Origin of the sequence: Rhodococcus sp. OK611 (assembly GCF_003050885.1) — a bacterium.
In the GTDB taxonomy this organism is placed as follows: Bacteria; Actinomycetota; Actinomycetes; order Mycobacteriales; family Mycobacteriaceae; genus Rhodococcus_G; species Rhodococcus_G oryzae.
Genome location: NZ_QAOZ01000018.1, coordinates 13,222 through 39,146, shown reverse-complemented (window position 1 = coordinate 39,146; position 25,925 = coordinate 13,222). Strand labels below are relative to the sequence as shown.

The 25,925-nt window shown below is 70.0% G+C and carries 24 protein-coding genes; 11 read left to right on the top strand and 13 right to left on the bottom strand.

Features of this window, described 5'->3' with window-relative positions:
• The first annotated feature begins 23 nt into the window (after nucleotides 1–23).
• Both C8K38_RS21560 and C8K38_RS21555 read left to right on the top strand, forming a co-directional pair.
• Nucleotides 24–785, top strand: a complete 762-nt coding sequence (locus C8K38_RS21560; RefSeq protein WP_097213449.1) for an SDR family NAD(P)-dependent oxidoreductase — start codon at nucleotides 24–26, stop codon at nucleotides 783–785.
• A 114-nt stretch (nucleotides 786–899) separates the two neighbouring features.
• On the top strand, nucleotides 900–1,619 hold the full coding sequence (locus C8K38_RS21555; protein ID WP_097213448.1) for a phosphatase PAP2 family protein: 720 nt from the start codon (nucleotides 900–902) through the stop codon (nucleotides 1,617–1,619).
• 24 nt (nucleotides 1,620–1,643) lie between these two features.
• Here the strand turns inward: C8K38_RS21555 and C8K38_RS21550 are convergent, their stop codons facing one another.
• The gene (locus C8K38_RS21550) at nucleotides 1,644–3,347 is read right to left on the bottom strand and encodes an FAD-dependent oxidoreductase (RefSeq protein ID WP_097213447.1); all 1,704 of its coding nucleotides are present in this window, start codon (nucleotides 3,345–3,347) and stop codon (nucleotides 1,644–1,646) included.
• 69 nt (nucleotides 3,348–3,416) lie between these two features.
• A complete protein-coding gene (locus C8K38_RS21545; RefSeq protein WP_097213446.1) occupies nucleotides 3,417–4,328 on the bottom strand; it encodes an AurF N-oxygenase family protein in 912 nt (303 codons plus the stop codon).
• A gap of 179 nt (nucleotides 4,329–4,507) precedes the next feature.
• Here C8K38_RS21545 and C8K38_RS21540 point away from each other — a divergent pair, with 179 nt between their 5' ends.
• The gene (locus C8K38_RS21540; RefSeq protein ID WP_373560287.1) at nucleotides 4,508–5,773 is read left to right on the top strand and encodes an Nramp family divalent metal transporter; all 1,266 of its coding nucleotides are present in this window, start codon (nucleotides 4,508–4,510) and stop codon (nucleotides 5,771–5,773) included.
• A gap of 42 nt (nucleotides 5,774–5,815) precedes the next feature.
• On the opposite strand, the gene C8K38_RS21535 is transcribed toward C8K38_RS21540, so the two are convergent.
• Entirely contained in the window at nucleotides 5,816–7,390 is a 1,575-nt protein-coding gene (locus C8K38_RS21535) for an MFS transporter (protein ID WP_097213532.1), read from the bottom strand.
• 91 nt (nucleotides 7,391–7,481) lie between these two features.
• On the opposite strand from C8K38_RS21535, the gene C8K38_RS21530 reads away from it, so the two are divergent.
• The 5 genes from C8K38_RS21530 to C8K38_RS21510 all read left to right on the top strand — a co-directional run bounded on the left by C8K38_RS21530 (nucleotide 7,482) and on the right by C8K38_RS21510 (nucleotide 11,858).
• A complete protein-coding gene (locus tag C8K38_RS21530; RefSeq protein ID WP_097213444.1) occupies nucleotides 7,482–8,159 on the top strand; it encodes a TetR/AcrR family transcriptional regulator in 678 nt (225 codons plus the stop codon).
• 144 nt (nucleotides 8,160–8,303) lie between these two features.
• Nucleotides 8,304–8,957: a peptidase S1 family protein gene (locus C8K38_RS21525; RefSeq protein ID WP_097213443.1), complete on the top strand. Its 654-nt coding sequence runs from the start codon at nucleotides 8,304–8,306 to the stop codon at nucleotides 8,955–8,957.
• 6 nt (nucleotides 8,958–8,963) lie between these two features.
• Nucleotides 8,964–9,833, top strand: coding sequence for a translation initiation factor (locus C8K38_RS21520; RefSeq protein WP_097213442.1), 870 nt, complete (start codon nucleotides 8,964–8,966; stop codon nucleotides 9,831–9,833).
• A 45-nt stretch (nucleotides 9,834–9,878) separates the two neighbouring features.
• Complete coding sequence (locus tag C8K38_RS21515) at nucleotides 9,879–11,051, top strand: acyl-CoA dehydrogenase family protein (protein WP_097213441.1); 1,173 nt, start codon at nucleotides 9,879–9,881, stop codon at nucleotides 11,049–11,051.
• A 75-nt stretch (nucleotides 11,052–11,126) separates the two neighbouring features.
• Nucleotides 11,127–11,858, top strand: coding sequence for an MBL fold metallo-hydrolase (locus C8K38_RS21510; RefSeq protein ID WP_097213440.1), 732 nt, complete (start codon nucleotides 11,127–11,129; stop codon nucleotides 11,856–11,858).
• Between the two features lie 29 nt (nucleotides 11,859–11,887).
• On the opposite strand, the gene C8K38_RS21505 is transcribed toward C8K38_RS21510, so the two are convergent.
• The 8 genes from C8K38_RS21505 to C8K38_RS21470 all read right to left on the bottom strand — a co-directional run bounded on the left by C8K38_RS21505 (nucleotide 11,888) and on the right by C8K38_RS21470 (nucleotide 20,951).
• On the bottom strand, nucleotides 11,888–12,544 hold the full coding sequence (locus C8K38_RS21505; protein ID WP_097213439.1) for a GNAT family N-acetyltransferase: 657 nt from the start codon (nucleotides 12,542–12,544) through the stop codon (nucleotides 11,888–11,890).
• Between the two features lie 69 nt (nucleotides 12,545–12,613).
• Nucleotides 12,614–13,654, bottom strand: coding sequence for an adenylate/guanylate cyclase domain-containing protein (locus tag C8K38_RS21500; RefSeq protein WP_257017703.1), 1,041 nt, complete (start codon nucleotides 13,652–13,654; stop codon nucleotides 12,614–12,616).
• Nucleotides 13,647–15,359, bottom strand: coding sequence for a dihydroxy-acid dehydratase (gene ilvD, locus C8K38_RS21495; protein WP_179800672.1), 1,713 nt, complete (start codon nucleotides 15,357–15,359; stop codon nucleotides 13,647–13,649). Before ilvD ends, C8K38_RS21500 begins: the two co-directional genes overlap by 8 nt.
• Nucleotides 15,360–15,361: 2 nt before the next feature.
• Nucleotides 15,362–15,949 carry a TIGR03086 family metal-binding protein gene (locus tag C8K38_RS21490; RefSeq protein ID WP_097213437.1) on the bottom strand — a complete coding sequence of 196 codons (588 nt, stop codon included), beginning with the start codon at nucleotides 15,947–15,949 and terminating at the stop codon, nucleotides 15,362–15,364.
• A gap of 18 nt (nucleotides 15,950–15,967) precedes the next feature.
• Nucleotides 15,968–16,747, bottom strand: coding sequence for a VOC family protein (locus tag C8K38_RS21485; protein ID WP_097213436.1), 780 nt, complete (start codon nucleotides 16,745–16,747; stop codon nucleotides 15,968–15,970).
• Nucleotides 16,748–16,884: 137 nt separating this feature from the next.
• Nucleotides 16,885–18,348 carry an MFS transporter gene (locus C8K38_RS21480; protein WP_097213435.1) on the bottom strand — a complete coding sequence of 488 codons (1,464 nt, stop codon included), beginning with the start codon at nucleotides 18,346–18,348 and terminating at the stop codon, nucleotides 16,885–16,887.
• Between the two features lie 85 nt (nucleotides 18,349–18,433).
• Nucleotides 18,434–19,282 carry a 3-hydroxybutyryl-CoA dehydrogenase gene (locus C8K38_RS21475; RefSeq protein WP_097213530.1) on the bottom strand — a complete coding sequence of 283 codons (849 nt, stop codon included), beginning with the start codon at nucleotides 19,280–19,282 and terminating at the stop codon, nucleotides 18,434–18,436.
• A 49-nt stretch (nucleotides 19,283–19,331) separates the two neighbouring features.
• The gene (locus C8K38_RS21470) at nucleotides 19,332–20,951 is read right to left on the bottom strand and encodes a long-chain-fatty-acid--CoA ligase (protein WP_097213434.1); all 1,620 of its coding nucleotides are present in this window, start codon (nucleotides 20,949–20,951) and stop codon (nucleotides 19,332–19,334) included.
• Nucleotides 20,952–21,046: 95 nt separating this feature from the next.
• Between C8K38_RS21470 and C8K38_RS21465 the strand changes: the two genes are divergently transcribed.
• The 3 genes from C8K38_RS21465 (at nucleotide 21,047) to kstD (ending at nucleotide 24,460) form a co-directional block, all read left to right on the top strand.
• The gene (locus C8K38_RS21465; RefSeq protein ID WP_097213529.1) at nucleotides 21,047–21,895 is read left to right on the top strand and encodes a response regulator transcription factor; all 849 of its coding nucleotides are present in this window, start codon (nucleotides 21,047–21,049) and stop codon (nucleotides 21,893–21,895) included.
• Between the two features lie 182 nt (nucleotides 21,896–22,077).
• On the top strand, nucleotides 22,078–22,698 hold the full coding sequence (locus C8K38_RS21460) for a TetR/AcrR family transcriptional regulator (protein ID WP_097213433.1): 621 nt from the start codon (nucleotides 22,078–22,080) through the stop codon (nucleotides 22,696–22,698).
• A 46-nt stretch (nucleotides 22,699–22,744) separates the two neighbouring features.
• A complete protein-coding gene (kstD, locus tag C8K38_RS21455) occupies nucleotides 22,745–24,460 on the top strand; it encodes a 3-oxosteroid 1-dehydrogenase (protein WP_097213432.1) in 1,716 nt (571 codons plus the stop codon).
• 8 nt (nucleotides 24,461–24,468) lie between these two features.
• On the opposite strand, the gene C8K38_RS21450 is transcribed toward kstD, so the two are convergent.
• Together C8K38_RS21450 and C8K38_RS21445 are read right to left on the bottom strand one after the other, a co-directional pair.
• Nucleotides 24,469–25,149 carry a sterol desaturase family protein gene (locus tag C8K38_RS21450; RefSeq protein ID WP_097213431.1) on the bottom strand — a complete coding sequence of 227 codons (681 nt, stop codon included), beginning with the start codon at nucleotides 25,147–25,149 and terminating at the stop codon, nucleotides 24,469–24,471.
• The gene (locus tag C8K38_RS21445) at nucleotides 25,146–25,868 is read right to left on the bottom strand and encodes a FadR/GntR family transcriptional regulator (protein WP_097213430.1); all 723 of its coding nucleotides are present in this window, start codon (nucleotides 25,866–25,868) and stop codon (nucleotides 25,146–25,148) included. The genes C8K38_RS21450 and C8K38_RS21445 overlap by 4 nt, the downstream gene beginning before the upstream one ends.
• Between the last annotated feature and the right edge of the window lie 57 nt (nucleotides 25,869–25,925).

Here is a 25,925-nt window from a genome sequence, read left to right as displayed (position 1 = left end):
TCTCAAGGATCGGAGCACTGCACATGGGGACTCTCGACGGAAAGGTCGCGCTGATCACGGGTGCGGGTCAGGGGATCGGTCAGGGCATCTCGTTCGCCCTCGCCAAGGAGGGCGTGGCCATCGCGGTGGCCGGACGGACCGAATCCAAGCTCGACACCACGGTCGCGGCGATCCGTGAGTTCGGCGGCACCGCGATCCCCGTGCGCTGCGACGTCTCCGACAGCGACGACATCGCGGCGGCGGTGGACAGGACCGTCACCGAACTCGGCGGCGTCGACATCCTGGTCAACAACGCCAACGACGCCATGCCCGGCAAGCTGCTCGACGTCAAGGACGGGGAGTTCGAGCGGGCGTTCGCCTCCGGACCGCTCGCGACGCTGCGGCTGATGCAGGCCTGTCATCCGCACATGGTCGCGCGCGGCGGTGGCTCGATCATCAACCTGGTGACCTCGGCGGCGGTTCGGTGGGACGCGGGCGGTTACGGCGTGTACGGCTCCATCAAGGAGGGCATGCGGGTGCTGACCCGCGCCGCCGCGTCCGAATGGGGCCGCGACGGCATCCGGGTGAACAACGTTGCCCCGCATGCGCTCACGCCCGCGCTGAAGTGGTGGATGAACAAGAACCCGGAGGAGGCCGCCGAGTTCGTCGCAGGCATCCCGCTCGGCCGCGTCGGCGAGCCGGAGGCCGACATCGGCCGGGCCGTGGTGTTCCTGGTAGGCGAGGACGCCCGCTATCTCACCGGCGCCACCATCCCGCTCGACGGCGGTCAGTCCCGCTGGGGATAGGCGCCTTCGGCGCCCGTGAGTCCTTTCGGCCCGGATAGGGGCCAGAAGGACCCACGGGCGGCGGAGTTGTTCACTCTCAGTTTCCTGCCAGTTTCTCTGGGTAAATTCCCGCGGATGCGTGATCGCCTTCCCTCCCCACCGCGGCACTGGCCGCTCGCCGTTGCCGCCCTGATCCTCGCCGCGGGGATCCTCGCGGTGTTCGGCCCGTCCGAGGTCGCCACCAACCCGGTGTTCGGCGCCTCGACCTCGCTGTACCGACAGGTCGACGCCGTCACCAGCACGTGGCCGAGCGAGATGGGCACCCTGACCGAGCTGGCGGCGGAGGCGCTGCTGTTCGCGCTCGCGGCCATGCTCGCGGCGGCGCTGTGGTGGGGTCGCGGCGATGCCAACACCCTCGCGGTCGGGCTCGCGGGCGGCGCGGGCGCGGCGGCGTCGGCGCTCGCGACGCTCGCGGTGAAGTCGGTCGTCACCGAGGAGCGGCCGTGCACGGCGGTCCCCGGGGTGCACGCCCTCGCCGAGTGCCCGCCGATGGGGGACTGGTCGTTCCCGAGCAACCACTCGGGCATCGCCGCCGCGCTGGCGACCGCGGTGGTGCTCGCGAGCTACGCCGCGCGCCGGATATGGCTGTGCGTGCTCGCGGCCGCGTCGGCGGTCGTGGTCGCGATGCTGCGCGTCGTCAGCGGGGTGCACTACCCGCACGACGTGGCGGCGGGTCTGGTGTTCGGCGCGTCGATCGCGGTGGCGGTCGCGATCGTGTTGACCCCGGTGACCGCGCACCTGTTGCGGAGGGTCGGCCTCGGCGGCCGGGTACCGGCGGGCGAGCCCCGGTACTGAGGGGCGCGTGCGCGCCCCTCCGGGTCAGCGCCGGATCAGCGGGAGGCGGCGGCGGACCCTGGCCACACCGAGCATCTCGTCGACATCGGTGATCTTGACGCGCGGCCGACCGGATGCGGCGCCACCTGCACGCTCGGCGGCATCGATCGCCTGCCAGCCGCGGTAGTCGATCCGGGCGGGCTGGCGCTGCGTAACCAGCTTGGTCAGGTCCTTGCGGCTGCCGACTGGCCTGCTGAGGCTGCCGGACTGGAAGTCCTCGAGCAGCCCGCGGACGGTCTCCTTGGCGCAGGCCTTGTTGGTCCCGATCACCCCCGACGGTCCACGCTTGATCCAGCCGGTGACGTAGACGCCGTCGACCGGCGCACCGCCCGCGGACTCGAGCACCCGGCCGTTGTCGTTGGGGATCGTCCCGCGACGCTCGTCGAACGGGACGCCCGCGAGTGGCCGCCCGCGGTAGCCGATCGAGCGCAGGACCAGGGATGCCCCCAGCGTCTCGGAGTCCGCGGTCGGCCGGGCGCTCGGCGAACCGTCGGTCCCGGCGACCAGCTCGTTGCGCGCGACGGTGACGGCCTCGACGCGGTCGGTGCCGAGCAGCGCCGTCGGCGAGGCCAGATAGCGGAAGACGATCCGCTTGCGGCCGGGGGTGCTCGCGCGTTCGGCGAACTCGCGGGCGAGCTGCACCTTGAACTCGGCGGACGGTTCGTACTCGCCGCTCTCGAGCAGACGGGCGCTGAGCTCGTCGAGCTCGAGCTCGGCAGGGTCGATCACCACGTCGACGTTCTCGAGCTCACCGAGGGCGAGGAACTCGGGGGTGGAATACGCGGCCTGGGCGGGCCCGCGACGCCCGAGCAGCACCACCTCGCGGATATTGCTGTGGCGCAGGGCCTCCAGCGCGTGATCGGCGATATCGGTCGTGGCGAGCTCGGCGATGTCCATGGTGAGCACGCGGGCCACGTCGATCGCGACGTTGCCGTTGCCGACGATGACCGCGCGCTCGCCGGACAGGTCGAACTCGCGATCGGCGTAGTCCGGGTGGCCGTTGTACCAGGCCACGAACTCGGTGGCGGCGTGGCTGCCGGGCAGGTCCTCGCCCGGGATGTCGAGTCTGCGGTCGCTGGAGGCGCCCACCGCGTAGATCACCGCATGGTGGTTGGCCAGCAGCTCGTCGTGGCTGAGGTGCTTGCCCACCTCGACGTTGAGGTGGAACTGGAAGCCGTCCTTGGCCGCCGTCCACTCGAACGCGTCGGTGATGACCTTGGTGCCGGGGTGGTCGGGCGCGACACCCGCGCGGATCAGCCCCCACGGGGTCGGCAGCTTCTCGAACACCTCGACCTCGACGTCCGAGTGCACCAGGAGTTGCTCGGCGGCATACGACGCGGCAGGCCCGGCACCGACGATGGCGACGCGCAGGGTGCCCAGGTCCACGCGCTTGGCCTCGGTCGCCTTGAGGGGCCTCCAGCCCTCCTGGAGCGGGTATTTTTCGTAGTAGTTCGCGTTGATCTCCGCGTATCGCGCATCCGCCTGGGACAGCTGGTCCGCGGGGAAGATCGCGGCGACCGGGCAGGCGTCCACGCAGGCCCCGCAGTCGATGCAGGTGTCCGGCTCGATGTACAGCATCTCGGTGGTCCTGAACTGCGCCTCGTCCGGCGTCGGGTGAATGCAGTTCACCGGACAGGTCGCAACGCAGGAGGCGTCGTTGCAGCACGCCTGGGTGATCACGTATGCCATGAGAGTCGTTCCTAGGTGCGGGAGCTGGGCTGCGGGGCGGATGACGGTCGGGGGCGGCCCGACCGGCGATCAGAGCAGGTTCACCCTCTTGTAGAGGCGCTTGGACGGGCCGCCGACGAGGCCGGAACTGTCGAGGAACTGCATGAGCTTGGTGCCCGACGTGCGGACCTTGTCCTTGTAGTGCGGATTCGCCTTGGCCTCGGCGATGGCGCGCTCCGGATCGAGACCGGCGTTCGCGTAGACGTCCTTGTTGATCATCGACTTCATCACGAAGTAGACGACGACCGCGGTGTTCACCCGCTCCACCGCCAGCCGCGCCCGGCTCGCGCCCTGCAGGCGGCGACCGACCTCCTCGCGGGCGAAGCGGATGTGCCGGGCCTCCTCGAGGACATGGATCTTGCTGACCGTGCGGGTGATCGGCTGCACGCGCTCGTCCTTCATGAAGTCGCGCTGCATCATGTCCAGGATCTCCTCGGCGGCCATCACGCTGGCGTACGCGTTGGCCCCCTTGAAGAAACCGCCCCAGATCCGGCCCAGCTTGTGGATGACGGGGTGCGGGCCGTAGCTCGGCATGCCGAGCCGCTCGCCCGCGCGGCCGAACATCACCGAATGCCTGCATTCGTCGGCGACCTCGGTGAGGGCGAACTGGACGTGCCGGGAGTGCTTGTCGCGGCCGTACACGTCGCGCAGCAGCATCTGCATGAGCAGGATCTCGAACCACAACCCGACGCCTGCGACGCTGGCGCACTCGTGCTTGGTGAGCTCGACCTGCTGCTCGAGGGTCATCTCCTCCCACAGCGCGGTGCCGTAGAGGGTGCTCCACTCGGGGGTGAGGCCGTACTTGTCGTCCGGTACAGGAGCCTCCCAGTCGACCTCGATCATCGGGTCGTAGGACTTGCGGGCCGAGGACGCCAGCAACCGCTTCGCCGTCTCTTCGCGGTCGGAGATCGCGGGGCGCTGCAGCGGCATCGCGGTTGTCATTGGCAGTCCTCCATTTATGTGACACCGGGTAACAGGTACTGCGACTGTACATCTACCCCCGTGGTGTGACAACTGTCACCGGACAGCTGTCCAGTTAGATCAGAGTTTGGCTGGCCAAACTTCCTGATATGGTCTAGCGAACTAGAGTGGTGGATGCGCGGATAGACAGGGGGACGGCGTTGTCAGTGGAGGAGCTCGGCGTCACGACGCCGGAGAGCGCGCCAAGGGCCACCGGCTCTGCCAAGGGCCGCCTCATCGCGCTGGCCGGGCCGGCATTCGTCGCCGCGATCGCGTACGTCGATCCGGGCAATGTCGCCTCGAACCTGACCGCGGGCGCCAAGTACGGCTACCTGCTGGTGTGGGTACTGGTGCTGGCCAACGCGATGGCCGTACTGGTGCAGTACCTCTCCGCGAAACTGGGCTTGGTCACAGGGCGCTCGCTCCCGGAGCTGCTCGGCGACCGACTCCGCCCTGCCCAGCGCAAGGCATTCTGGGTCCAGGCCGAACTGGCCGCGGTCGCCACCGACCTCGCCGAGGTGATCGGCGGCGCCATCGCCCTCAACCTGCTGTTCGGGGTGCCGCTGCCGCTCGGCGGCCTCATCACCGGCGTCGTGTCGATGGCGATCCTCGCCACCCAGAGTCGCGGCCAGCGGACCTTCGAGTTCGTCGTGATCAGCATGCTCGCGATCATCACGCTCGGCTTCGTCAGCGGGCTGGCGTTCACCGACGTGTCGGGCGGCGAGGCGCTGGCCGGGCTGGTGCCGCGCTTCGAGGGCACCGAGACCGTGCTGCTGGCGGCGAGCATGCTCGGCGCCACCGTGATGCCGCACGCGATCTACCTGCACTCGGCGCTCGCGCGCGATCGGCACGGACGGGACATCGAGCCGGGCAGGCTGCCCCGGTTGCTCAAGGCCACCAAGATCGACGTCGTGGGCGCACTGATCGTCGCAGGCTCGGTCAACATCGCGATGCTGTTGCTGGCCGCGTCCGCGCTGCGCGGGATCGAGGGCACCGACACGATCGCGGGAGCGCACGCGGCCATATCCAGCGCCCTCGGCCCCGCGGTCGCGGTGATCTTCGCGATCGGTCTGCTCGCCTCGGGCCTCGCGTCCACCTCGGTCGGCTGCGCCGCGGGTGCCGAGATCATGTCGGGCCTGCTGCACTTCCGGATCCCGATGCTGCTGCGCCGGACCCTGGTGCTCATCCCGGCGCTGGTCGTGCTCGCGATGGGCGCCGATCCGACGCTGTCGCTGGTGATCAGTCAGGTGGTGCTGAGCTTCTGCATCCCGTTCGCGCTCGTGCCGTTGGTGCGGATGACATCCGAGCGCGGGCTGATGGGCGAGCATCTCAACCGGCGAGGGACCACCGTCGCGGCCTGGGCGGCCACGGCCGTCATCGTCGCCCTGAACCTCGCACTGCTGGTCCTCACCGTCACCGGCGCCTGACGCCCACCCGCCCCGAAAGTGGTTCCAGCACTGCCCCCTTGATCACTCGGGTTCGGTCGCCGCGACCAGGCTGGGGGCGGCTACCTCGGCATCGGTTCCGGCGGGCCGCTCGCGCCCCGGCGCCCAGATGCCGACGAGCACGGCCGACACCAGCATCACCGCGGCCAGCACATACGACGAGTGCGACATCCCCGCCATGAAGGCGTCGCGAGCGAACTCGGCGAGCTGCTCGCCTTGCGGGCCTGCATGTTTCGCGACCTCGAGCGCCGACGCGAGCGACGCCCCGACCGGATCCTTGGCGACCTCCGGCACCGCGGCGACGGCGGGCGCGATCTCGCGGGTGTAGGTGGCGGCGAGCAGGCTGCCCGCCACCGCGATGCCGATCGCCGCGCCGACCTCGCGCGCGGTGTCGTTGACCGCGGACGCGACGCCCTGCTTGTCGTCGGGGGTGTTCTCCATGATCGAGGTGGTGGCCGGCGCCGAGCACAGACCGAGGCCGGTGCTGAACATCAGCAACGCCACCACCGCCTGGCCGTACCCGCCGTCGATATCCAGTCCGCCGAGCAGGATCAGGCCAACCCCTGCCAGCCCCAGTCCGCACAGGGCCAGCACGCGCTGGCCCACCCTCGGGATCAGCCACGGCGTGATCGCGGAGACCGCGACCATCGGGACGACCATGGGGGCCAAGGCGATTCCGGCCTGCAGCGGGCTGTAGCCGAGCACGAGCTGCATGTACTGGATGACCAGGAAGAACAATCCGAAGGAGGCCAGGAACTGCAGCGTCAGCGAGGCCGCACCCGCACCGAACCCGCGCACGCCGAACAGTCGGACGTCGAGCAGCGGATGCGCGCGCCGCATCTCGACGACCGCGAACGCGACCGCCGCGAGCATTCCGCCGACCACGGCGAGCAGCACCAGGGGGTCGAGCCAGCCGCGGGCCGGACCCTCGAGCAGGCCGAGCACGACCAGTCCGACGGCCGCGACGGCGAGCACCGCGCCGAGGAGGTCGAACTGCGGCGAGTCCTCTTCCCGCGACGACGGCACCGTCCAGGCGATCGCGAACAGGGCGACCGCGGCCGCGGCGAAGCCGACGAAGATCGACTGCCACTGCCATTTCTCGAGCAGCAGGCCGGACACCAACAGTCCGGCGATCCCCCCCGACGCCGCGACGCCCGCCCAGATCGCGACGCCGCGGGAACGCTGCTCGGGCGGGAAGCTCGCGGTCAGCAGCGACAGGGTCGCGGGCATCACCAGTGCTGCGCCGATGCCTGCGATCGCCCGCGAGCCGATCAGCCATTGCGGGGAGTCGAGCCAGATCGGCAGCGCGGAGGCCGCCGCGAAGATCAGCAGCCCGACCAGCAGCACCCCGCGACGGCCGTACCTGTCGCCGAGCGCCCCGGCGGGCAGCAGCAGCGCGGCCAGCGTCAGGGTGTAGCCGTCGACGATCCAGGTCAGTTCGCTCTGGGTGGCGCCGGTGTCCAGCGCGAGGGCGGGCAGCGCCGAGTTCAGTCCGGCGGCCGCGGCGATGACCATCGCCACCGCCGAGCACACCACCGTCAGCGTCCATACTTCTCGTAAGGACATCCTGGCTTCGGCGGACTCGGTCGGACGGTTCATCAGCACCTCCGGGGGAGAAAACAAGACTGTCAGTATCGTTTGAAGACCGACGGTTCCACAACCCCGCATACCCGCAGTCAATGGAGGTGACATGGTCGACGAGCCCGCCGAGGCGGCCGAAACCGATTCCCGCGAGGACCCGCGCAAGGTCCGCTCGCGGGCGCGACTGCTCGACGCGGCAACCGCGTTGTTGGCCAAGGGTGGCACCGAGGCCGTCACCATCGACGCGGTGACCAGGGCGGCGAGGGTGGCCCGCGCGACGCTGTACCGGCATTTCGACAGCGGGACCGAACTGGTCGCGGCCGCGTTCGGGCGGCTGATCCCACCGGCCGCGACGGTGCCGGAGGACGGTGACCTCCGGGGGCAGCTCATCGCACTGCTCACCGACCAGGCGAGGCTGATCGAGGCCGCGCCGATGCAGCTGACCGCGCTGTGCTGGCTGGGGATGGGGCCCGGCCTCGACGAACGTGCCGCCAGGGAGGGCGCGGGCGGCATCGATCGCCCGGAGCTGCGGTCGTTGCGCAGCCAGATCGCCGAGCAGTACCGGACCCCGTTCGACCGGATCTTCGCGAGTGCGGAGGCGAGGGCACTGCTCGGGGACACCGATTACGAATTGGCCCTGGCGCAGCTCCTCGGGCCGTTGGTGTTCACCAAACTCGCGACGCTGCGGCCGCTCGGTCCGGAGGCCTGCGCGCGGATCGTCGACGACTTCCTGGCGGCCCGAGTATCGGCGGGACAACCCTCCCCCGCTGAATCCTCCCCCCTCTAAAGGCTGGGTGCCGACGCTGTCGCGGATCTATGATCGAAGGCACCCCACGGTTCGATCGTGAGGCCCAGCCGACAAACCAGTCGATCTTCAATGGTGAGATGGGGCCGAGACATGACGACGACAGACGTCCGGAGGGGACAGACGATGTTGAAAAGACTCGCAGTGCTATTTGCCATGGCGGCGGCCATGGTTGCCCTCGTCGGTGTCGGTCCCGCGGCGGCCGCCGGTCCAGCGGTGCTTGGAGGTGGATCCGGGATCATCGTCGGCGGTGAGGCGTTGTGCACGTTGACCACCATCGGGCACGACGGGGCGGGTCGACTGGTCGGTATCACGGCAGGCCACTGCGGTGAGCCGGGCATGGCAATCGTGTCCTCGCACAACGAGGAAGCCGGCATCGTCGGTCACATGGTCAGCAAGAGCACCCAGTGGGACTACGCGGTGATCGAGTTCAACCCGGCCGCGGTGACCCCGGTCAACCGGGTCGGTGGCGTCACCATCACCGGCATCGGCGCACCGGCCAACTTCCCGGACATCGTGTGCAAGGAAGGCCTTCGCACCGGCAACACCTGCGGTGTCACCTGGGGCGACCTGGTCCAGACCCACGAGACATGGACCCAGATGTGCGTTATCGAGGGTGACTCCGGAAGCCCGGTTGTGCGGGGCACTACCCTGGTCGGCATGGTCAACGCCTACGTGGGATTCGCATGCATCGGACCGGAACTCGGCACAAATATCGATGTGATCATGGCCGACATCAACGCCCAGGGTGGCGTTGGCGCAGGCTATCGCCCGATCTAACCCGGAATGCCACCACGTAAGCGAAGCGGCGACGGCCTCACCGCACAGAACCTGATCGAGCTGACCGAGGCACTCGCCGCGGGCAAGCGCGCCACCGTCTATCTGATCGAACCCACCCCGAGCCTGAACCTGGCCGCGGGCTGTTCCGCGCGGGTGCTCTCCGTGCAGGGCACGACGCTGATACTGCGGCCGAAGGGCGTCAACGACGAGTTGCCGTTCGAGGCCGACGAGCTCCGGTTCACCCGGATCCCGCCCGTGCAGGCAAAGGCGAAGGGCGCCAAGGCTGTACCGGCCAAGGCTGCTCCCGCCAAGGCCGCGCCGGCGAACGCCGCTCCCGCCAAGGCCGCGCCGGCGAACGCCGCTCCCGCCAAGGCCGCGCCGGCGAAGGCTGCACCCGCGAAGGCCGCAGTCCCGGCGAAGGCCGTCGTCGAGACGACCCCGGCCGAGCCCGTGGCACCCGCAACCACACCGACCCGACCGAAGGCACCCGTGACCGCACCGAAGACCCCCGCATCGATGACGCTGGTGCCGAAGCCGGAGTCGGCTCCCGCGGACGGACCGGCCGCCGCGCAGGCGAAACGTGCACGCAGGCCGAAGGATCCGGCGAGCGTGAGCGTCACCCTGCACGCCGAGGCAGGCAACGAGTGGACGGTGACCGTGACCCACGGTGAGCGTCGCCCTGGCCGCGCGGCCCCCGTGTCGGCCGATGCCGTGGAGCGCGCGGTGCGTGAGCTCGGTGATCCCGCCGCCGAACAGGCGGTCGCGTCCGTGCTCAGCGCGGCCCGTGATGCCGCCGCCAAGCGGGTCGAGGAACTGAGCAGGCAGCTCGCCGAGGCGCAGAGCACGCTGGCTGCGCTCGGCGCCGACGGCGCCTGATCGAACCAGCGCCGACGGGCGCCTGATCGCAGCGGAGGTAACTCGATGCCCGTGCCCAAGAGCGTCTCCCAGCTGTTCTCGCTCGATACGCTGCTCGACGAGGAGGAGCTGGCGATCCGGGACACCACCCGCCGGTTCGCCGCGGAACGGATCCGGCCGCACATCGCGGGATGGTTCGAGGCGGGCACGTTGCCCGCGCGTGAGCTCGCGGCCGAGCTCGGCGGGATGGGGCTGCTCGGCATGCACCTCGAGGGCTACGGCTGTGCCGGGATGAGTGCGACTTCCTATGGGCTGGCCTGCCTGGAGCTCGAGGCGGTCGACTCGGGGATCCGGAGCCTGGTGTCCGTGCAGGGGTCGCTGGCGATGTTCGCCATCCACCGCTACGGCTCGGAGGAGCAGAAGCAGCAGTGGTTGCCCCAGATGGCCGCGGGCGAGGCCCTCGGCTGTTTCGGGCTGACCGAACCCGACTTCGGCTCCAACCCTGCCGGAATGCGTACTTCCGCCCGGCGGGACCGCGGCGACTGGGTGCTCAGCGGCACCAAGATGTGGATCACGAACGGATCGGTCGCCGACGTCGCCGTGGTGTGGGCACGCACCGACGACGGCATCCGCGGGTTCCTGGTCCCCGCCGACAGTCCCGGCTTTTCCGCGCCCGAGATCAAACACAAGCTGTCGCTGCGGGCCTCGGTCACCGCGGAGCTCGTACTCGAGGACGTGCGGCTGCCCGAATCGGCGATGCTGCCCGAGGCGCGTGGGTTGTCGGGACCGTTGAGCTGCCTCGGCGAGGCACGGTTCGGCATCGTCTTCGGTGCGCTCGGCGCCGCTCGCGACTGCCTGGAGACCGCGATCGACTACGCAGCCGGCCGCGAGGTCTTCGACAAGCCCCTGGCCGCCTTCCAGCTGACCCAGGCGAAGCTCGCCGACATGGCGCTCGAGCTCGGGAAGGGACAGCTGCTGGCGCTGCACCTGGGGCGGCTCAAGGACCGCGATGGGTTGCGGGCGGAGCAGGTGAGCCTCGGCAAGCTCAACAGCGTCCGCGAGGCCATCGCGATCGCCCGCGAATGCCGGACCATCCTCGGCGCCAACGGCATCACCCTCGAGTACCCGGTGCTGCGGCACGCGAACAACCTGGAGTCGGTGCTCACCTACGAGGGCACCTCCGAGATGCACCAACTGGTGATCGGTCAGGCCCTGACGGGCGAGTCGGCGTTCCGGTAGCCGCGGCGGGCCTTGTGCTCGCCCTCGCGGACGCGCACGCTGATCCAGGGGGCCGTGAGGCGAGCGGAGCCGGACATGGACACTGAGACGACCGAGATCGCACCGGATGTCTACCGATTCTCGACCTACGTCAGCGATGCCAACCTGGTCATGAACCAGTACCTGATCGACGGCGACGAACCCCTGCTGTTCCACATGGGCCAGCGCGCGCTGTTCCCGTTCACCTCCGCGGCGGTCGGCCGGGTGCTCCCACTCGACCGGTTGCGGTGGATCGCGTTCGGCCACGTCGAGGCCGACGAGTGCGGGTCGATGAACTCGTGGCTCGCGGCGGCGCCCCACGCGGAGGTGGCCCATGGCGGACTGAGCTGTTTCGTCCAGGTCGACGACCTGGCGGACCGGCGGCCCCGACCGTTGCAGGACGGCGAGGTGATCGAGGTGGGCGCTCGGCGCGTGCGTCACATCGACACCCCGCACGTGCCGCACGGGTGGGACGCCTGCCTGGTGTACGAGGAGACGACGTCGACCCTGCTGTGCGGAGACCTGTTCACGGCGTTCGGTCCGCACCCCGCCGTCACCGACAGCGAGATCGTCGGCCCCGCGCTGGCGGGGGAGGAGATGGGCCACGCGACGGCGCTGACCCCCGCCCTCGGCCCGACCATCCGGGGGCTGGCCGACCTCGCGCCCCGGACACTCGGGCTCATGCACGGACCCGCATTCACCGGGGACTGCGCAGGCGCGCTGCGCGAGCTGGCGGCGGCCTACGAGGATCTCCTAGAGGCAGAGGGGGAGCGACTGCGCGGGCAGTGACCGCGGCGGTTGGCTACGGTCCGAGTCGGTCAGGCGGTGAGCGCCTCGTCGACGGTCCGGTATCCGATGGGTTCGCCGCCGAGCGCATCGAGCCGCGCGTGCAGTCCGGACCGCACGGCCGGCCATTCCGCGTGGAGCACCGAGTAGATGGCGGTGTCGCGCCAGGCGCCATCCGCCCTCCGCTTGTCCCGCCTGTGCACGCCCTCGAGCACGGCGCCGAGCCGCTCGATGGCCGAGCGCGAGCGGACGTTCGCGGCATCTGCCTGGATCTTGACTCGGCCGAAGCCGCTCTCGAAGGCGAGCCCGAACAGCAGGAGCTTCGCCTCGGGATTGACCGCGCTGCCCCAGACCCGGGGGTCGTAGGCGGTCCAGCCGATGTGCGCGGATTCGGTGGCCTCGTCGAAGTCGCCGAGGGACGTGGTGCCGACGAGGGCGCCGTCGTGCGCGCCACCGCGGATCCGGACGCCGTAGACGTTGCAGCGGTCGAACTGCAGGTACTCCCTCGCCCAGGCCAGGAAGTCGTCCCGGTCGGCCCGATAGCCCGCGCTGCCGCCGCCGAAGCCGCCCGCGAACACCCGGGGGTCCGCGATCGCCGTGCAGAGCTCGGGAAGGTCTGCGGGAGAAAGGGGTTCGAGACAGATATACCGGCCGCGGAGGGGTGAAACCGGGGGTCGTACTGCTGGCATGGGCCGCAGTGTGCAGGTCTGAGGTGACGGGCCGGTGAATACAGATTTGACGCTCGGCGTCGGTCCGGTTCAGGTGTCGCGAGCCCGCCGCAGCGCGTACGCCTTGAGGCGGCTGAACCCCCGCACGCGCAGCGACCGCAGGGACCTGAGCTGGAGGTCGTCGTCGCCCTCCAACGCGGTGGCGAGCGTGGCGTCGACGAGCACGGCGCCGGGCCGGGCCGAACTCGTCAGGCGCGCAGCGATGTTCACCACCGACCCGTACACATCGCCGAACCTCAACAGGACCGGGCCCATGGCCAGGCCCACCCGCAGGGCGGGCAGGTCCACGGTGGCGAGGGCGGCATCCTGCAGCGCGAGCGCGATCCGCGCGGCGTCGGCCGGGTCCTCGACCGCGAACATCACCTCGTCGCCGAGGTTCTTGATCACCCAGCCGCGGCCCTGATTGATGACGGTCATCGCGGTCGACTCGAAGTCCTCGAGCAGGCGGGTCAGTTCGTCGATGTCGATGCGCCGGGTCAGGCTGGTGTAGCCGACCATGTCCGCGAATCCGATCACCAGGGTTCGGCTGTCGGTGCCGTCGCCCGCGCTGTCGAGGAACCGCGCGGCGTTGGAGGCGAGGTGCCTGCGCCACACGTACGACTGCAGCTTCTCCAGCGCAGGCAGCATCTGCTCGGCGACCAGGGTCGCCTGCGCCGCGACGGCGAGCACGTCGGCCTGATCGGATCCGCCCGCCTGCTTGACCCGGTCGAGGATGTGGCTGTTGAGCAGCCCGAGCTGCCACTCCGCCAGCCGCGCGAAGGACTGGCCAAGCGCGCGGGTCACCGGCACCTCCAGCTCCTGGTCGATGATCCCCATGTCGACGAGCGAGGTGATGGTGCGCAGCGCGTCCACATCCACATCGGTGAACATCGGCGTGTCCGGGTTCGAGTCCACCGCGAAGCCCATCGCCACCCAGAGTCGTTGCGCGCGTTCGAGGGGCACACCGGCCGCCGCGGTCGCCTGCCCGCGCGTGTACTTGACGTCGCCGCCGAGCAGGTTCCGCTCCACCTCGGCCTGGATCAGTGCGTATTCGGGCGGGATGGGGCGGCCGCCGGCCGTGTCCTCAGCCACACACGGCTCCGCGTGACGCCGAGCCGACCAGCTTCGAGTACTTGGCCAGCACGCCCCTTGTGTAGCGGGGCGGCAGCGGCGACCAGCCCTCCGCCCGCCGCGTCAGCTCGGTCTCCTCGACCATCACGTCCAGCCTGCCGGACGCCACGTCGAGCCGGATCTTGTCGCCGTTGCGCACGAACGCGATCGGGCCGCCGTCGACGGCCTCGGGTGCCACGTGCCCGACGCACAGGCCGGTGGTGCCGCCGGAGAAGCGGCCGTCGGTGAGCAGCAGTACGTCCTTGCCAAGGCCCGCGCCCTTGATGGCCGCGGTGATCGCGAGCATCTCGCGCATGCCGGGCCCACCCTTGGGGCCCTCGTACCTGATCACGACGGCGTCGCCCGCGGTGATGGTGCCGTCCTCGAGGGCGTCGAGTGCGGCCCGTTCGCGATCGAAAACCCTTGCCGTGCCGGTGAACACGTCGGACTCGAAACCGGCCGACTTGACCACCGCGCCGCCAGGGGCCAGCGACCCGCTCAGGATCGTGATGCCGCCGGTCGGGTGGATCGGCGAGCTCATCGCCCGAATCACCTTGCCGTCGGGGTCCGGCGGGGTGATGTCGGCGAGGTTCTCCGCCACGGTGCGCCCGGTGACGGTCAGGCAGTCGCCGTTCAGCAGACCCGCGTCGAGCAGGGCCTTCATCATCACCGGCACGCCGCCGATGCGATCGATGTCCGTCATCACGTGCTTGCCAAAGGGTTTCACGTCGGCCAGGTGCGGGACGCGGGCGCCGACGCGGGCGAAATCGTCCAGGCTCAGGTCGACGTTCGCCTCGTGTGCGATCGCGAGCAGGTGCAGCACCGCGTTGGTGGACCCGCCGAAGGCCATCACCACCGCGATCGCGTTCTCCAGCGATTCCTTCGTGATGATGTCCGAGGTGGTGATCCCGCGTCGGAGCAGCTCGACCACGGCCTCGCCGCTGCGCCGGGCATAGCCGTCGCGACGCCGGTCGGTGGCGGGGGGTGCCGCGCTGCCGGGTAGCGACATGCCCATCGCCTCGGCCGCGCTGGCCATCGTGTTGGCCGTGTACATCCCGCCGCAGGCACCCTCGCCGGGACAGATGGCCCGCTCGATCGCGTCCACGTCCTCGCGGCTCATCAGGCCTCGCGAGCATGCGCCGACCGCCTCGAACGCGTCGATGATCGTCACCTCGCGCTCGCTGCCGTCGGACAGCTTCGCGATGCCGGGCAGGATCGAGCCTGCGTAGAGGAACACGCTGGCCAGGTCGAGGCGGGCCGCGGCCATCAGCATCCCGGGCAGCGACTTGTCGCAGCCGGCGAGCAGGACCGAGCCGTCGAGCCGCTCAGCCTGCATCACCGTCTCCACGCTGTCGGCGATGACCTCGCGGGAGACCAGCGAGAAGTGCATCCCCTCGTGCCCCATCGAGATGCCGTCCGAGACCGAGATGGTGCCGAACTCGAGGGGATAGCCGCCGCCCGCGAACACGCCGTCCTTGCAGGCCTTGGCGAGTCGGTCGAGCGAGAGGTTGCACGGGGTGATCTCGTTCCAGGAGGACGCCACCCCGATCTGCGACTTGCCCCAGTCGGCGTCGCCCATGCCGACCGCCCGCAGCATGCCGCGCGCGGCGGTCTTCTCGAGGCCGTCGGTGACGTCGCGGCTGCGGGGCTTGATGTCGGGGGCGTTCGGGTCAGTGGGCACGGTCATCATCATCCTCCGGTCGGTCCGGCTGTGGGCGCGGAACGGGCGTCGCGTCCCGTCAGTGCCAGCAGGCGCACCTGCAGCGGGGCGTCGTCGGGCACGGAGACGGGAGGTGCGAACAGCCCACTGGCGCTCAGCATCTCGCGCTGCGCCTCGGCCTCCTCCCAGACCGCAGCGACCAGTTCGGGGTCGAGGGTCTCGTCGAGGCCTGCCGCCCGGGCCAGGTCCCAGCTGTGCACGGTCACGTCGAAGACCTGCTCCCGCAGGTAACGCTCGAGCGGCACGGTGCCGTACGAGAGGTGCACCAGGGTGGCGGGCGGCGCCACGGCCCACGCCGCGGTCGCGAGTCCCGAGTAGCGCCGCCACTCCGCGACGAGATCGTCGCCGAGCGGGTGCACGTGCGCCTGCGCCTTCTCGACGGTGAGTCCGCCGACCAGCGGCAGCACCCACTGCTGCTCGGTGATCACGTGGCGTACCAATTGCTCGGTGTCCCAGTCGGTGTCGGGGGTGGGGGCGGACCAGTCGGTGACCGCCTCGATCCGGGTCCCGAACTCGACGTGGGAGCGGCGTTGCAGCTCCAGCCATCCCAGCGCCATGTCACGCTCCTCCGGTTCTCACTGCCCGGCCGGTGGCTGGATCACGCTGAACACCGCGCCCTGCGGGTCCGCGACCACGGCCATCCGGCCGACCTCGGGCACGTCGAACGGCTCGGCCACCACCTTGCCGCCGGCCGCCTTGATCGCCGCGACGGTGTCGTCGGTGTTCTCGGTGTCGAAGTACACGTGCCAGTGGGCGGGGACGCCCGGCATTCGGGGCTTGGCGCAGCCGCCGACCTGATCCTCACCGACCTGGAGGACCGTGTACTGCCCGCCCTCCATGTCGGTGGTCGTCCCGGTGAGGCCGAGCACGGCCTCGTAGAACGGGAGGGCCTTTTCCGGTGCGGCGGTGATCAGCTCGTTCCAGATCAACGTACCCGCCTCGTTGACCAGTCCAGCGCCGATGTGGGTGCCTGCCTGCCACAGGCCGACCGCGGCGCCGACCGGGTCGACGACATAGGCCATCCGGCCCGACGGGTCGATGTCGAAGGGGCCTGCCAGTACCGTGCCGCCTGCGGCGGTCGCCCGCGCGGTGGCCGCGTCGACGTCGTCGACCGCGAGGTAGGTGTTCCAGACCGGCGGCAGGTCCTCGGGGACATCGGGCGGCATCGCGGAGGCCGCGGCGACGTACTCGCCGCGGAGCTTCGCCATCGAGTAGATGCCACCGTCGGCGGTCGGCATGTCCTCGAACTCCCAGCCGAAGAGCCCGGCGTAGAACGCCTTCGCGGCCTCGGGGTCGGTGGTGGACAGGTCTACCCAGCTCGGGGTTCCCTGCTTGTAGCTCGAACGGGTGGGCATTGCTGCTCCTCTCGGTCGGTGCGGGCGTGACGCCCCACGGACAACGGTTCCAGCACCCGCGACGTTTGGGAAGAGGCAACCCGACCCGAATCGGGCCGGTGTCAGATGGATTCGTCGCACCAGGCGTCGCGAATCGTTCATGGCCCGGTCGCCGACTCCGGCTGTACCGCGGGAGCCGAGATGTCACAGTGCGGTCGGCAGGCCACGGACTCCTCGTCGACCACCTCGGCGACCCCAGCCGGGATCATCGCCGCGGCGATGACCGCGCCGAGCACCAGCAGACCAGCGCAGATCAGCATCGCCACGTCGAATCCGTGCGAGAAGACGTCCGGATCGGCGAAGTCCGCGCCTGCGATCCCGGCCAGGCCCGGCAGCGCGGCGACGGCGAGCAGCTGGCTGCTGCGCGCGACTGCGTTGTTCACCCCCGACGCGATCCCGGCCCGGTCGGTCGACACCGAGGTGAGCACCGCGGCGGTCAGCGGCGCCACCAGCGCCGACAGCCCGAGCCCGAAGACGATGACGCCGGGCAGCACGTCGGTCAGGTACGAGGCGCCGGGGCCGATCCGCAGCATCAGCAGCAGGCCCGTCGCGGCGAGCAGTGGCCCGACCGTCATCAGCACGCGCGGCCCGTGGTGCTGGGCGAAGCGGCCCGCCCGCGACGAGAGCACCAGCATCAGGGCGGTGATGGGCAGCGTGGCGAGACCGGCGGCCAGCGGCGAGTAGCCGGCCGCGAGCTGTAGTTGCAGCACCAGGAGGAAGAACACCCCGCCGAGCGCGGCATACACCGCCAGGGTCACCAGGTTCGCGGCAACGAACACCCGCGAGCGGAACAGGAAAGGCGGGACCAGCGGATTGTCGGAGCGCCGCTCGACGACGACGAACGCCGCGAACAGCAGCAGCCCGAGGACGACGGGCGCCCACCGCCCGCCGATCAGGCCGTAGGTCAGCGCGCCGAGGGCCAGTGCGGCGAGCGCCGCGCCGAGCAGGTCGAGCCGGCCGTGGGCGTGGGGGTCGCGGCTCTCCGGGACGTGACGCGCGGCCACCCACACCACCGCGACCGCGAGCGGGAGGTTGATCAGGAACACCATCCGCCAGCTCGACACCTCGACGATCCAGCCACCGAGCAGCGGACCGATCGCGCCTGCGACCCCGCCGAGGCCGGACCACAGCCCGATCGCGGCGCCGCGATCGTCGGGGTCGATGGCGGCGGACAGCAGTGCGAGGCTGCCGGGGGTCAGCAGGGCGGCCCCGACACCCTGCAGGATCCGGGCCAGCACCAACAGCTCGATGCTCGGCGCCAGCCCGCACAGCAGCGAGGAGGCGGCGAACCAGACGGTGCCCCAGATGAACACCTTGCGCCTGCCGAGGCGGTCGCCGAGCGCGCCCGCCAACAGGATCAACGAGGCCAGGGTGAGGGTGTATCCGCTCAGCACCCACTGCAGGCCCGCGACATCGGTGTCGAGGTCCTCGCCGATCCGGGGCAGCGCGATATTGACGACGGTCGCGTCGAGCATGGCAAGCGAGGAGCCGAGGACCGTCGCGAGTACCACCCAGCGGCCCTTGGTCGAGCGCAGGCGGACCGTCGCACCCAGCGCGTCCATGCGCTGAACGCTACAAGGCGGCTCCGCCGCCTGTGCGCGGTTGATGAGTCCAGGGACTCGTCAACCGCGCACGGGCGCGAAGCGCCTAGCTGTAGTCGTAGAAGCCGCGGCCCGACTTCTTGCCGAGGCGACCGGCCTCGACCATCCGGCGCAGCAGAGCAGGCGGGGCGTAGTGCGGCTCGGCGAACTCGGCGTACAGCGATTCCGCCGCGGCCAGCGTGACGTCGAGGCCGACGGTGTCGAGCAGCGTGAGCGGGCCCATCGGGTAGCCGCAGCCGCCCTTCATGGCCGCGTCGATGTCCTCGGCGGTGGCGTAGCCGGACTCGAGCATCCGGATCGCCGACGTGAGGTACGGGATGAGCAGCGCGTTGACGATGAAGCCCGAGCGGTCGCCCGCCTGCACGGTGGTCTTGCGCAGGGTGTTCTTGGCGTAGTCGGTGACGGCCTTGGCGGCGTCGGGGGAGGTCACCAGGGTGGAGATGATCTCCACCAGCGGCATCACCGGCACCGGGTTGAAGAAGTGCACGCCGACGACCTGCTCGGGGCGCTGGGTGGCGCCCGCGACCTTGATGACGGGGATCGAGGAGGTGTTGGTCGCCAGGATGCCGGACGGCTTGACGATCTTGTCGAGCTTGCCGAAGATCTCGTACTTCAGCGACTCGATCTCCGGGGCGGCCTCGATGACCAGGTCGCGGTCCGCGAACTCCTCGATGTCGAGGGTCACGCGCACCCGCGCGATGGCGGCGTCCGCCTCTTCCTGGGTGATCTTGCCCTTGGCGACGCCGCGGCCGATCGAGGTCGCGATCCTGGCCTTGGCGGCGTCCGCGAACTCCTGCTTGGTCTCCAGGACGAGAACCGAGCTCCCGGCCTTGGCGCACACCTCTGCGATGCCGGCACCCATCGTGCCGCCACCGATCACTCCGACTAGCTCCACTGTCATCTCCAAACGCGTGTCGGTCGTCTTGTCTCGGGGGGTCATTCTGCTACCCGCGGGGAGCGGCCTCGGCGCCGGACCGCAGCTGGTACTTGAGGATCTTGCCGGTGGGGGTGCGCGGCAGGTCCGTGGCGAAGGCGATGTCCCTTGGCACCTTGTAGCCGGCGAGCAGGCCACGGGTGTGCGCGACCAGCTGGTCCACCGTCGCCTCGGCGCCTGGTCTGAGCAGCACGAATGCCTTCGGCCGCTCGCCCCACTTCTCGTCGGGCACGCCCACGACCGCGACATCGGCGACGGCCGGGTGCGAGACGATGGCCTGCTCCACCTCGACGGTCGAGATGTTCTCGCCGCCGGAGATGATGATGTCCTTCGCCCGGTCCTTGAGCTGGATGTAGCCGTCCGGGTGCATGACGCCGAGGTCCCCGGTGTGGAACCAGCCGCCCGCGAAGGCCTCCGCGGTGGCCTCGGGATCCCGGTAGTAGCCGAGCATCACGTTGTTGCCTCGCAGCACGATCTCGCCCATCGTCTCGCCGTCGGCGGGCACGTCGCGCATCTGCGGATCGATGATGCGCGCCGTCTCGGCCTGCAGCATGCCGACGCCCTGCCGCGAGATCAGCACCGCGCGCTCCTCGGCCGAGCACTCGTCCCAGGACTCCTGGTACTCGCAGATGGTGTACGGCCCGTACACCTCGGTGAGGCCGTAGACGTGCACGACCGTCGCGCCGAGCGACTCGAGCTGCCCGATGACCGTCGGGGACGGGGGAGCCCCCGCGGTGGTGATCCGCAGCGGCGTCGAGAGGGGATGCGCCTGTGGCGCGTCCGCGATGGTCGAGCACACCGTCGGCGCGCCGCACAGGTTGGTGATGCCGAGCGTGTCGATGGCGTCCCAGATGGCGTCGGCCCGGACCGCGCGCAGGCACACGTGGGTGCCGCCCGCGGCGGTGACGGCCCAGGGCGTGCACCAGCCGTTGCAGTGGAACATCGGCAGCGTCCACAGGTACCTGGTGTTTCCCGTGAAACCGTTGTGGAAGGTCTCGCCGAAGGAGTTCAGGTACGCCCCGCGGTGGGAGTACATGACGCCCTTGGGCTTTCCGGTGGTTCCCGAGGTGTAGTTGATCGCGATGGTCCGCTGCTCGTCGTCGATGCCCCACACCAGCGGCTGCGCCTGCGCCGCGTCGACGCTGCGCAGGAACTCGTCGTAGGCGGCGGTCGCGACGCCGGTCACCGGGTCGGCGAGGGTGATGGTCGAGTCGGGGATCTCGACGATCTCGTGCACCGACGGGACCCGGTCGCGGACGGTCGTGACCGATCCGAGGAACTCCGAGTCGACGAACAGGATGCGGGTGCCCGAGTGCTCGAGGATGTACTCGAGCTCGGGACCCGCCAGCCTCGAGTTCAGCGCGATCAGCACGCCCCCGGCCAACGGCACCGCGAAATGTGCCATCAACAGTTCCGGGGTGTTCGGCGAGAGGTAGGCGACCCGGTCGCCGGGCTCGATCCGCCCGCGCAGCGCGTGCGCGAGCTGCTCGACCTCGGCCGCGAACTCCCGGTAGGTGTAGTGCCGGTGGCCGTGGATGATCGCGGTGCGCTCGGGAAAGACGGCCGCCGAGCGTTCCAGGAAGCGCAGCGGGCTGAGCTCGGAGTGGTGGGCGGTCGGGGTGGTGGGCATGCGGCTACCTCGAGTGACGGGGCTTACAGACGGTTGTCGACGACGCTATGGCCCACTCTGCGGCGGCCGCTACCCTACGAAGTGGGTATGTGCTGATGAACGACGTGATGAGACCGAGCGACGAGGACGCGCTGCGCGGCGAGCTGCGACTCCTGCGCGGGCGCACCGCCTTCCCCGTCCTGTTCGCCGGTGCCGTCGAGAACGGCCGGATGCGGCTGTCGGGGTTCGCCGGGACCCGCAGCGCGGTGCTCCGTGGCCTGGTGATCGACGCCCGTTGCGGGCTCGGCGGTCGCGCCATGGCCGAGCAGCGTCCCGAGGCCGCCGCGGACTACTTCAACTCCAGCCACATCACCCACGACTACGACGTCCAGGTCGCCAGGGAGGGCATCGAGTCCCTGCTCGCGGTCCCGGTGGTGGTGCGCGGCTCGACGCGGGCGGCGATCTACGGTGGGCTGCGGTCGAGACAGCCGATCGGCGACGTGATGGCGGGCGAGGTGATGCGGTCCGCGTCCCGGTTGGCGAGGGAGATCGAGATCCGCGACGAGGTGGACCGCCGTGTCGCGCTGCTCGCCTCGGCCGGTGCGGGGCCAGCGACGCCGCGCGGTGCGGCGGAGTCCGAGCGGATCATCGAGAGTTATCTCGCGCTGCGCGGCCTCGCCGGAGAGGTCGAGGACGAGGCGGTCGCCGCGCAGCTGCGCGCGGTCGAGGAGACGCTGCGGTCGCTGACCGGCTGCGGTCCGGATCCGTCGGTGACGCTGTCCGCGCGCGAGTTCGACGTGCTCTCACACGTCGCGCTCGGCTGCCGCAACGCCGAGATCGCCGATCGGCTCTCGCTCAGCGTGGAGACGGTGAAGACCTACATGCGCAACCTGATGGCCAAGCTCGAGGTGAGCAGCCGCCACGAGGCAGTGTTCGAGGCAAGGCGCCGGGGGCTGCTGCCCTGACGCGTGCCTCCCGATCCGGGAGGCATATTCCGATCAACCCGTTCGAGTCCGGGCATGAGTCCATCTTCGCTCTTGACAGACACTGTCATGTTTAGAGATGCTGTCAATTAGCGATGACATCGCAGACGACATCGCTGGTGGGTTCGGTATCCGGGTTTCTTCGTGAGTGGAAGGCATTGACGATGTCGCTACGTGAGAGGCAGCGCCTCCAGGTTCGTGCGGACCTGCAGCGTGCCGCGTTCGAGTTGTTCGCCAGGGATGGCTTCGATGCCGTGACGACCGAGCAGATCGCGACGGCCGCGGGGGTGTCGCCGAGCACATACTTCCGCCACGTGCGCAGCAAGGAGGACCTGCTGCTGGAGCCGGTGCACGAAGGTGGAGCCGGCATCGTGGCGCTCGTGGAACAGCGCCCGGAATCCGAGCCGGCCGACGAGGCGCTCGCGCGGGCGATCCTGGCCCGCTCGACCACCCTCACCGCGGCGGAGATCGATCCGTGGCGTGCAGCCTTTCGGACCGCGCCCCACCTGATGGACCGCGTCACGCTGATCGCACCCGAGCACCGGGCTCGGCTCGTCGAGCTCGTCGCACGGCGTATGGGTTGTGATCCCAAGATCGACAGTCGCCCTGGCCTTCTCGTGCACCTGATGCTCGCCGCCGCGGAGTTCGGCTACCGCCAGTGGATACGCAGCCCGCAGAACCGTGGGGCGTCGCTTCCCGTCTGCGTCGAGGGGGCGCTCACCGCGGTCCTCCACCCCCGATGGGCAGCCGCGGACGGCGCCGAGGGTGAAGGGGTCGAAAGCTGATGATTCGCAATCTGATTCCAGTGAACGGACATACGGAGGTTTCGAAATGACAGAGTCGACCGTCGCGGCGCGAGACAGCGCGGACAGCATCGTCGATCTGGTCGTGGTGGGGTCGGGCGCGGCGGGGATGGCTGCGGCCATCACCGCCGCGAGGCACGGTCTCACCACGGTGATCGTCGAGAAGTCGGAATTCTGGGGCGGCTCGTCCGCGCGGTCGGGTGGCGGGGTGTGGATCCCGGGCAACTCGGTGTTGCGCAGCCAAGCGCCCGCGGACGATCGCGAGGCGGCGAGCGACTACCTCACCAGCATTGTCGGGGAGGACGCCGACGCGGATCGTATTGCCGCGTATGTGGATCGCGGGCCCGAGGCCCTCGACTTCCTGATCGACAACTCGGCGCTGAAGCTCGAATGGGTGCAGGACTACTCCGACTATTTCCCGGAAGCACCCGGCGGCCGGGCCACCGGGCGTTCGTGTGAACCGGCACCGTTCGATGCGCGCGCCCTGGCGGATGAGGATCTGGCCACGCTGCATCCGCCCTATATGAAGGCGCCACTCAATGTCGTGGTCCAGCAGTCCGACTACCGGTGGCTCAGCACCGGGCTGCGGAGCTGGCGTGGCCCTCAGCGCATGCTGAAGGTGGGTGCTCGGTCGATGCTGGCCAAGGTGCGTCGACAGAAGCTGCTCGGTCTTGGCCCGGCACTGATGTCGCAGTTGATGATCGGTGTGCGCGCCGCGGGCGTGCCCGTGCGGCTCAACACGGCGATGACGGACCTGATCACCGACGGAGCTCGGGTGGCCGGTGTGGTCATCGAGAGCGACGGAACCCGATCGCGCCTGCTCGCTCGCCGTGGGGTGGTGCTCGCGTGCGGCGGGTTCGACAACAACGGTGCGATGCGGGAGAGGTACCACCGCGCGCCCAGCAGCGCCGAATGGACTCTTGGCGCCCCCACCAACACCGGCGACGGGATCAATGCCGCGCTGCAGTCGGGTGCGGCGATCTCGTACATGGACGACGCCTGGTGGGCCCCGTCGATCCCGTTGCCGAAGGGCCCGTGGTTCGCCCTCGCCGAGCGGTCACTGCCCCGCAGCCTGATGGTCAACGACCGGGGACAGCGCTTCATGAACGAGTCCCTCCCGTATGTCGAAGCGACCCATGCGATGTTCGGCGGCCCGTATGGGCAGGGCGACGGCCCGGCCGAAAACCTCCCGGCGTGGCTGATCTTCGACCAGACCTACCGGAATCGGTATCTGTTCGCGGGTGTCCCCGCCCGTAGGCCGCTGCCGCGATCCTGGCTGCGATCGGGAGCGATCGTCACCGCGGGGACGATCGCAGAGCTGGCGCTCGAGATCGGTGTGCCCGAGGACTCCCTCACGGGGACGATCGAGCGGTTCAACGCCCACGCACGCACGGGCACCGACCCCGACTTCCACCGCGGGGAAAGCAAATACGACCACTACTACGGCGACATCACCAACAAGCCCAACCCCAGCCTCGGCGAGCTGACCAAGGCGCCCTTCTATGCCGCGAAGATGGTGCCGGGAGACCTGGGAACCAAGGGTGGCGTCAACACCGACAGCGCAGGCCGGGCGCTGCGCGAGGATGGGTCGATCATCGAGGGGCTCTACGCCGCGGGCAACACCAGCTCGCCCGTCATGGGCCACACCTATGCCGGTCCCGGCGCGACCATCGGTCCCGCGATCGTGTTCGGCTACCTCGCGGCACTCGACGCGGCCGGCCGCTCGTCAGGAGATGAGTCCTAGGCTCAGGCTCAGGCGCCGCGCGCGGCGCCCGCGTGCAAGTTCTTCGCCGTCGGCGAGGTCGGCACCTGCTTGGCATCCGGGTACGTGTGCAGGACCCGGTCGGCGGTGCCGGCGGTGGTGACGGTGAACCAGTAGTGCTCGTTCTTGTAGTGGTGCTGGCGATGGTTGAGCCAGATCGCGTGGTAGATACGGGATTTCGGACGGTAGTCGCTGTGGATCAGGTAGTGCGTCCACTCGTACACGAGTCCGATCGCGCCGATGACGGTGAGGAAGGTCAGGGCGAGGCCCGGCCGGGGGAAGGCGAGCGCCGCGAGCACGGCCAGGGTCGGGATCAGCCAGACCAGGGTCTGCCAGGGAATGAAGATCAGCGGCACGTCGCGCGGGTCCGCGTGGTGTTCGCGGTGACTCCGGGCGAGCAGGGAATCGAGCGTCATGCCCGCGACGGTCTTCGGTCGCCAGTGCAGGATGCAGACGTGGATGGTCCACTCGACGAACGGGAACGCGGCCAGCATGACGACCGGCAGCACGGCGTCGCTCAGCTGCCAGTCGCCGACGACGAGGCGGCCGATCAGCGCGGTCACCAGGACCGCCGAGATCATCCAGGGGGAGGGATGTCGCCAGAATTCCGTTGCGGCGGTCCGCAGATCGACGGGCTTCCTGCCGCGCACGGGCCGTGTATCCGTGCTCATCTCGTTCCCTCCAGGCTGTCGATGATGGTGCTGATCGCGGTGGTGCCCAGCTCCAGGAGCTCGACGGCCAGGCGTTCCGCGGCGTCCTCGTCCCGCTCGGCGATGGCGTCGGCGAGGCGGATGTACGCGTCCGTTCGGCCCACTTCGGCCTTCATCACCTCGCCGAGGGCGGCCATCGTGGGTTCGTAGGCCTGACGCAGGCTGTTGAAGATCAGGCGGAAGGCGATGGAGTCGGCGCCGTCGACGACGCATTCCCAGAAGGCCAGGGCATGCCGTTGCAGGGCGACGGGGTCGTCGTCCGTGCCGAGCGCGTGAACCGCGTCCCGCAGCTGTGTGGCGAGTTCGGTCCCTGACCGGGCGGCCGCCAACCGGGCGACCTGGGAGCCGATCATGGAGCGGGCCTCGAGGACGCTGCGCACCACGGCCCAGTCGGGCTGCCCGCCACGGATGAGGAGCCTCGGCAGCAGCTCGGGGCCGCCGTGGCGCCGGAAGTCCTTGACCGATGTCGAATCCCCCTGCCGCACTTCGACGAGGCCGGAGTGCGCCAGCTTCTGCAGCGCCTCCCGGACGGCGGGACGGGAGACCCCGAGCGCTTCCGCCAGGTGGCGCTCGCTCGGGAGCGAATCGCCGGCGGCGAGCTCGCCGCCGAGGACGCGGGCGGTGATCTGTTCGAACACGGCGCCTGAGGCGGACTGCCGCACGATCGGCTCGAAGGTCATGTGACCGACGCTAGGCCTGATGTGGTCAGTGGTCAAGTGGTAAGACCAGTTGCAGCT

What these genes read in the sequence shown, in the direction of transcription:
- C8K38_RS21460 (WP_097213433.1), top strand. Translation starts at nt 22,078, where the DNA reads ATGTCGCTACGTGAGAGGCAGCGCCTCCAGGTTCGTGCGGACCTGCAG.
- ilvD (WP_179800672.1), bottom strand. Translation starts at nt 15,359, where the DNA reads ATGACCGTGCCCACTGACCCGAACGCCCCCGACATCAAGCCCCGCAGC.
- C8K38_RS21555 (WP_097213448.1), top strand. Translation starts at nt 900, where the DNA reads ATGCGTGATCGCCTTCCCTCCCCACCGCGGCACTGGCCGCTCGCCGTT.
- C8K38_RS21445 (WP_097213430.1), bottom strand. Translation starts at nt 25,868, where the DNA reads ATGACCTTCGAGCCGATCGTGCGGCAGTCCGCCTCAGGCGCCGTGTTC.
- C8K38_RS21545 (WP_097213446.1), bottom strand. Translation starts at nt 4,328, where the DNA reads ATGACAACCGCGATGCCGCTGCAGCGCCCCGCGATCTCCGACCGCGAA.
- C8K38_RS21550 (WP_097213447.1), bottom strand. Translation starts at nt 3,347, where the DNA reads ATGGCATACGTGATCACCCAGGCGTGCTGCAACGACGCCTCCTGCGTT.
- C8K38_RS21535 (WP_097213532.1), bottom strand. Translation starts at nt 7,390, where the DNA reads ATGAACCGTCCGACCGAGTCCGCCGAAGCCAGGATGTCCTTACGAGAA.
- C8K38_RS21530 (WP_097213444.1), top strand. Translation starts at nt 7,482, where the DNA reads ATGGTCGACGAGCCCGCCGAGGCGGCCGAAACCGATTCCCGCGAGGAC.
- C8K38_RS21485 (WP_097213436.1), bottom strand. Translation starts at nt 16,747, where the DNA reads ATGCCCACCCGTTCGAGCTACAAGCAGGGAACCCCGAGCTGGGTAGAC.
- C8K38_RS21450 (WP_097213431.1), bottom strand. Translation starts at nt 25,149, where the DNA reads ATGAGCACGGATACACGGCCCGTGCGCGGCAGGAAGCCCGTCGATCTG.
- C8K38_RS21480 (WP_097213435.1), bottom strand. Translation starts at nt 18,348, where the DNA reads ATGGACGCGCTGGGTGCGACGGTCCGCCTGCGCTCGACCAAGGGCCGC.
- C8K38_RS21520 (WP_097213442.1), top strand. Translation starts at nt 8,964, where the DNA reads ATGCCACCACGTAAGCGAAGCGGCGACGGCCTCACCGCACAGAACCTG.
- C8K38_RS21525 (WP_097213443.1), top strand. Translation starts at nt 8,304, where the DNA reads ATGTTGAAAAGACTCGCAGTGCTATTTGCCATGGCGGCGGCCATGGTT.
- kstD (WP_097213432.1), top strand. Translation starts at nt 22,745, where the DNA reads ATGACAGAGTCGACCGTCGCGGCGCGAGACAGCGCGGACAGCATCGTC.
- C8K38_RS21465 (WP_097213529.1), top strand. Translation starts at nt 21,047, where the DNA reads ATGAACGACGTGATGAGACCGAGCGACGAGGACGCGCTGCGCGGCGAG.
- C8K38_RS21490 (WP_097213437.1), bottom strand. Translation starts at nt 15,949, where the DNA reads ATGGCGCTGGGATGGCTGGAGCTGCAACGCCGCTCCCACGTCGAGTTC.
- C8K38_RS21515 (WP_097213441.1), top strand. Translation starts at nt 9,879, where the DNA reads ATGCCCGTGCCCAAGAGCGTCTCCCAGCTGTTCTCGCTCGATACGCTG.
- C8K38_RS21470 (WP_097213434.1), bottom strand. Translation starts at nt 20,951, where the DNA reads ATGCCCACCACCCCGACCGCCCACCACTCCGAGCTCAGCCCGCTGCGC.
- C8K38_RS21505 (WP_097213439.1), bottom strand. Translation starts at nt 12,544, where the DNA reads ATGCCAGCAGTACGACCCCCGGTTTCACCCCTCCGCGGCCGGTATATC.
- C8K38_RS21560 (WP_097213449.1), top strand. Translation starts at nt 24, where the DNA reads ATGGGGACTCTCGACGGAAAGGTCGCGCTGATCACGGGTGCGGGTCAG.
- C8K38_RS21510 (WP_097213440.1), top strand. Translation starts at nt 11,127, where the DNA reads ATGGACACTGAGACGACCGAGATCGCACCGGATGTCTACCGATTCTCG.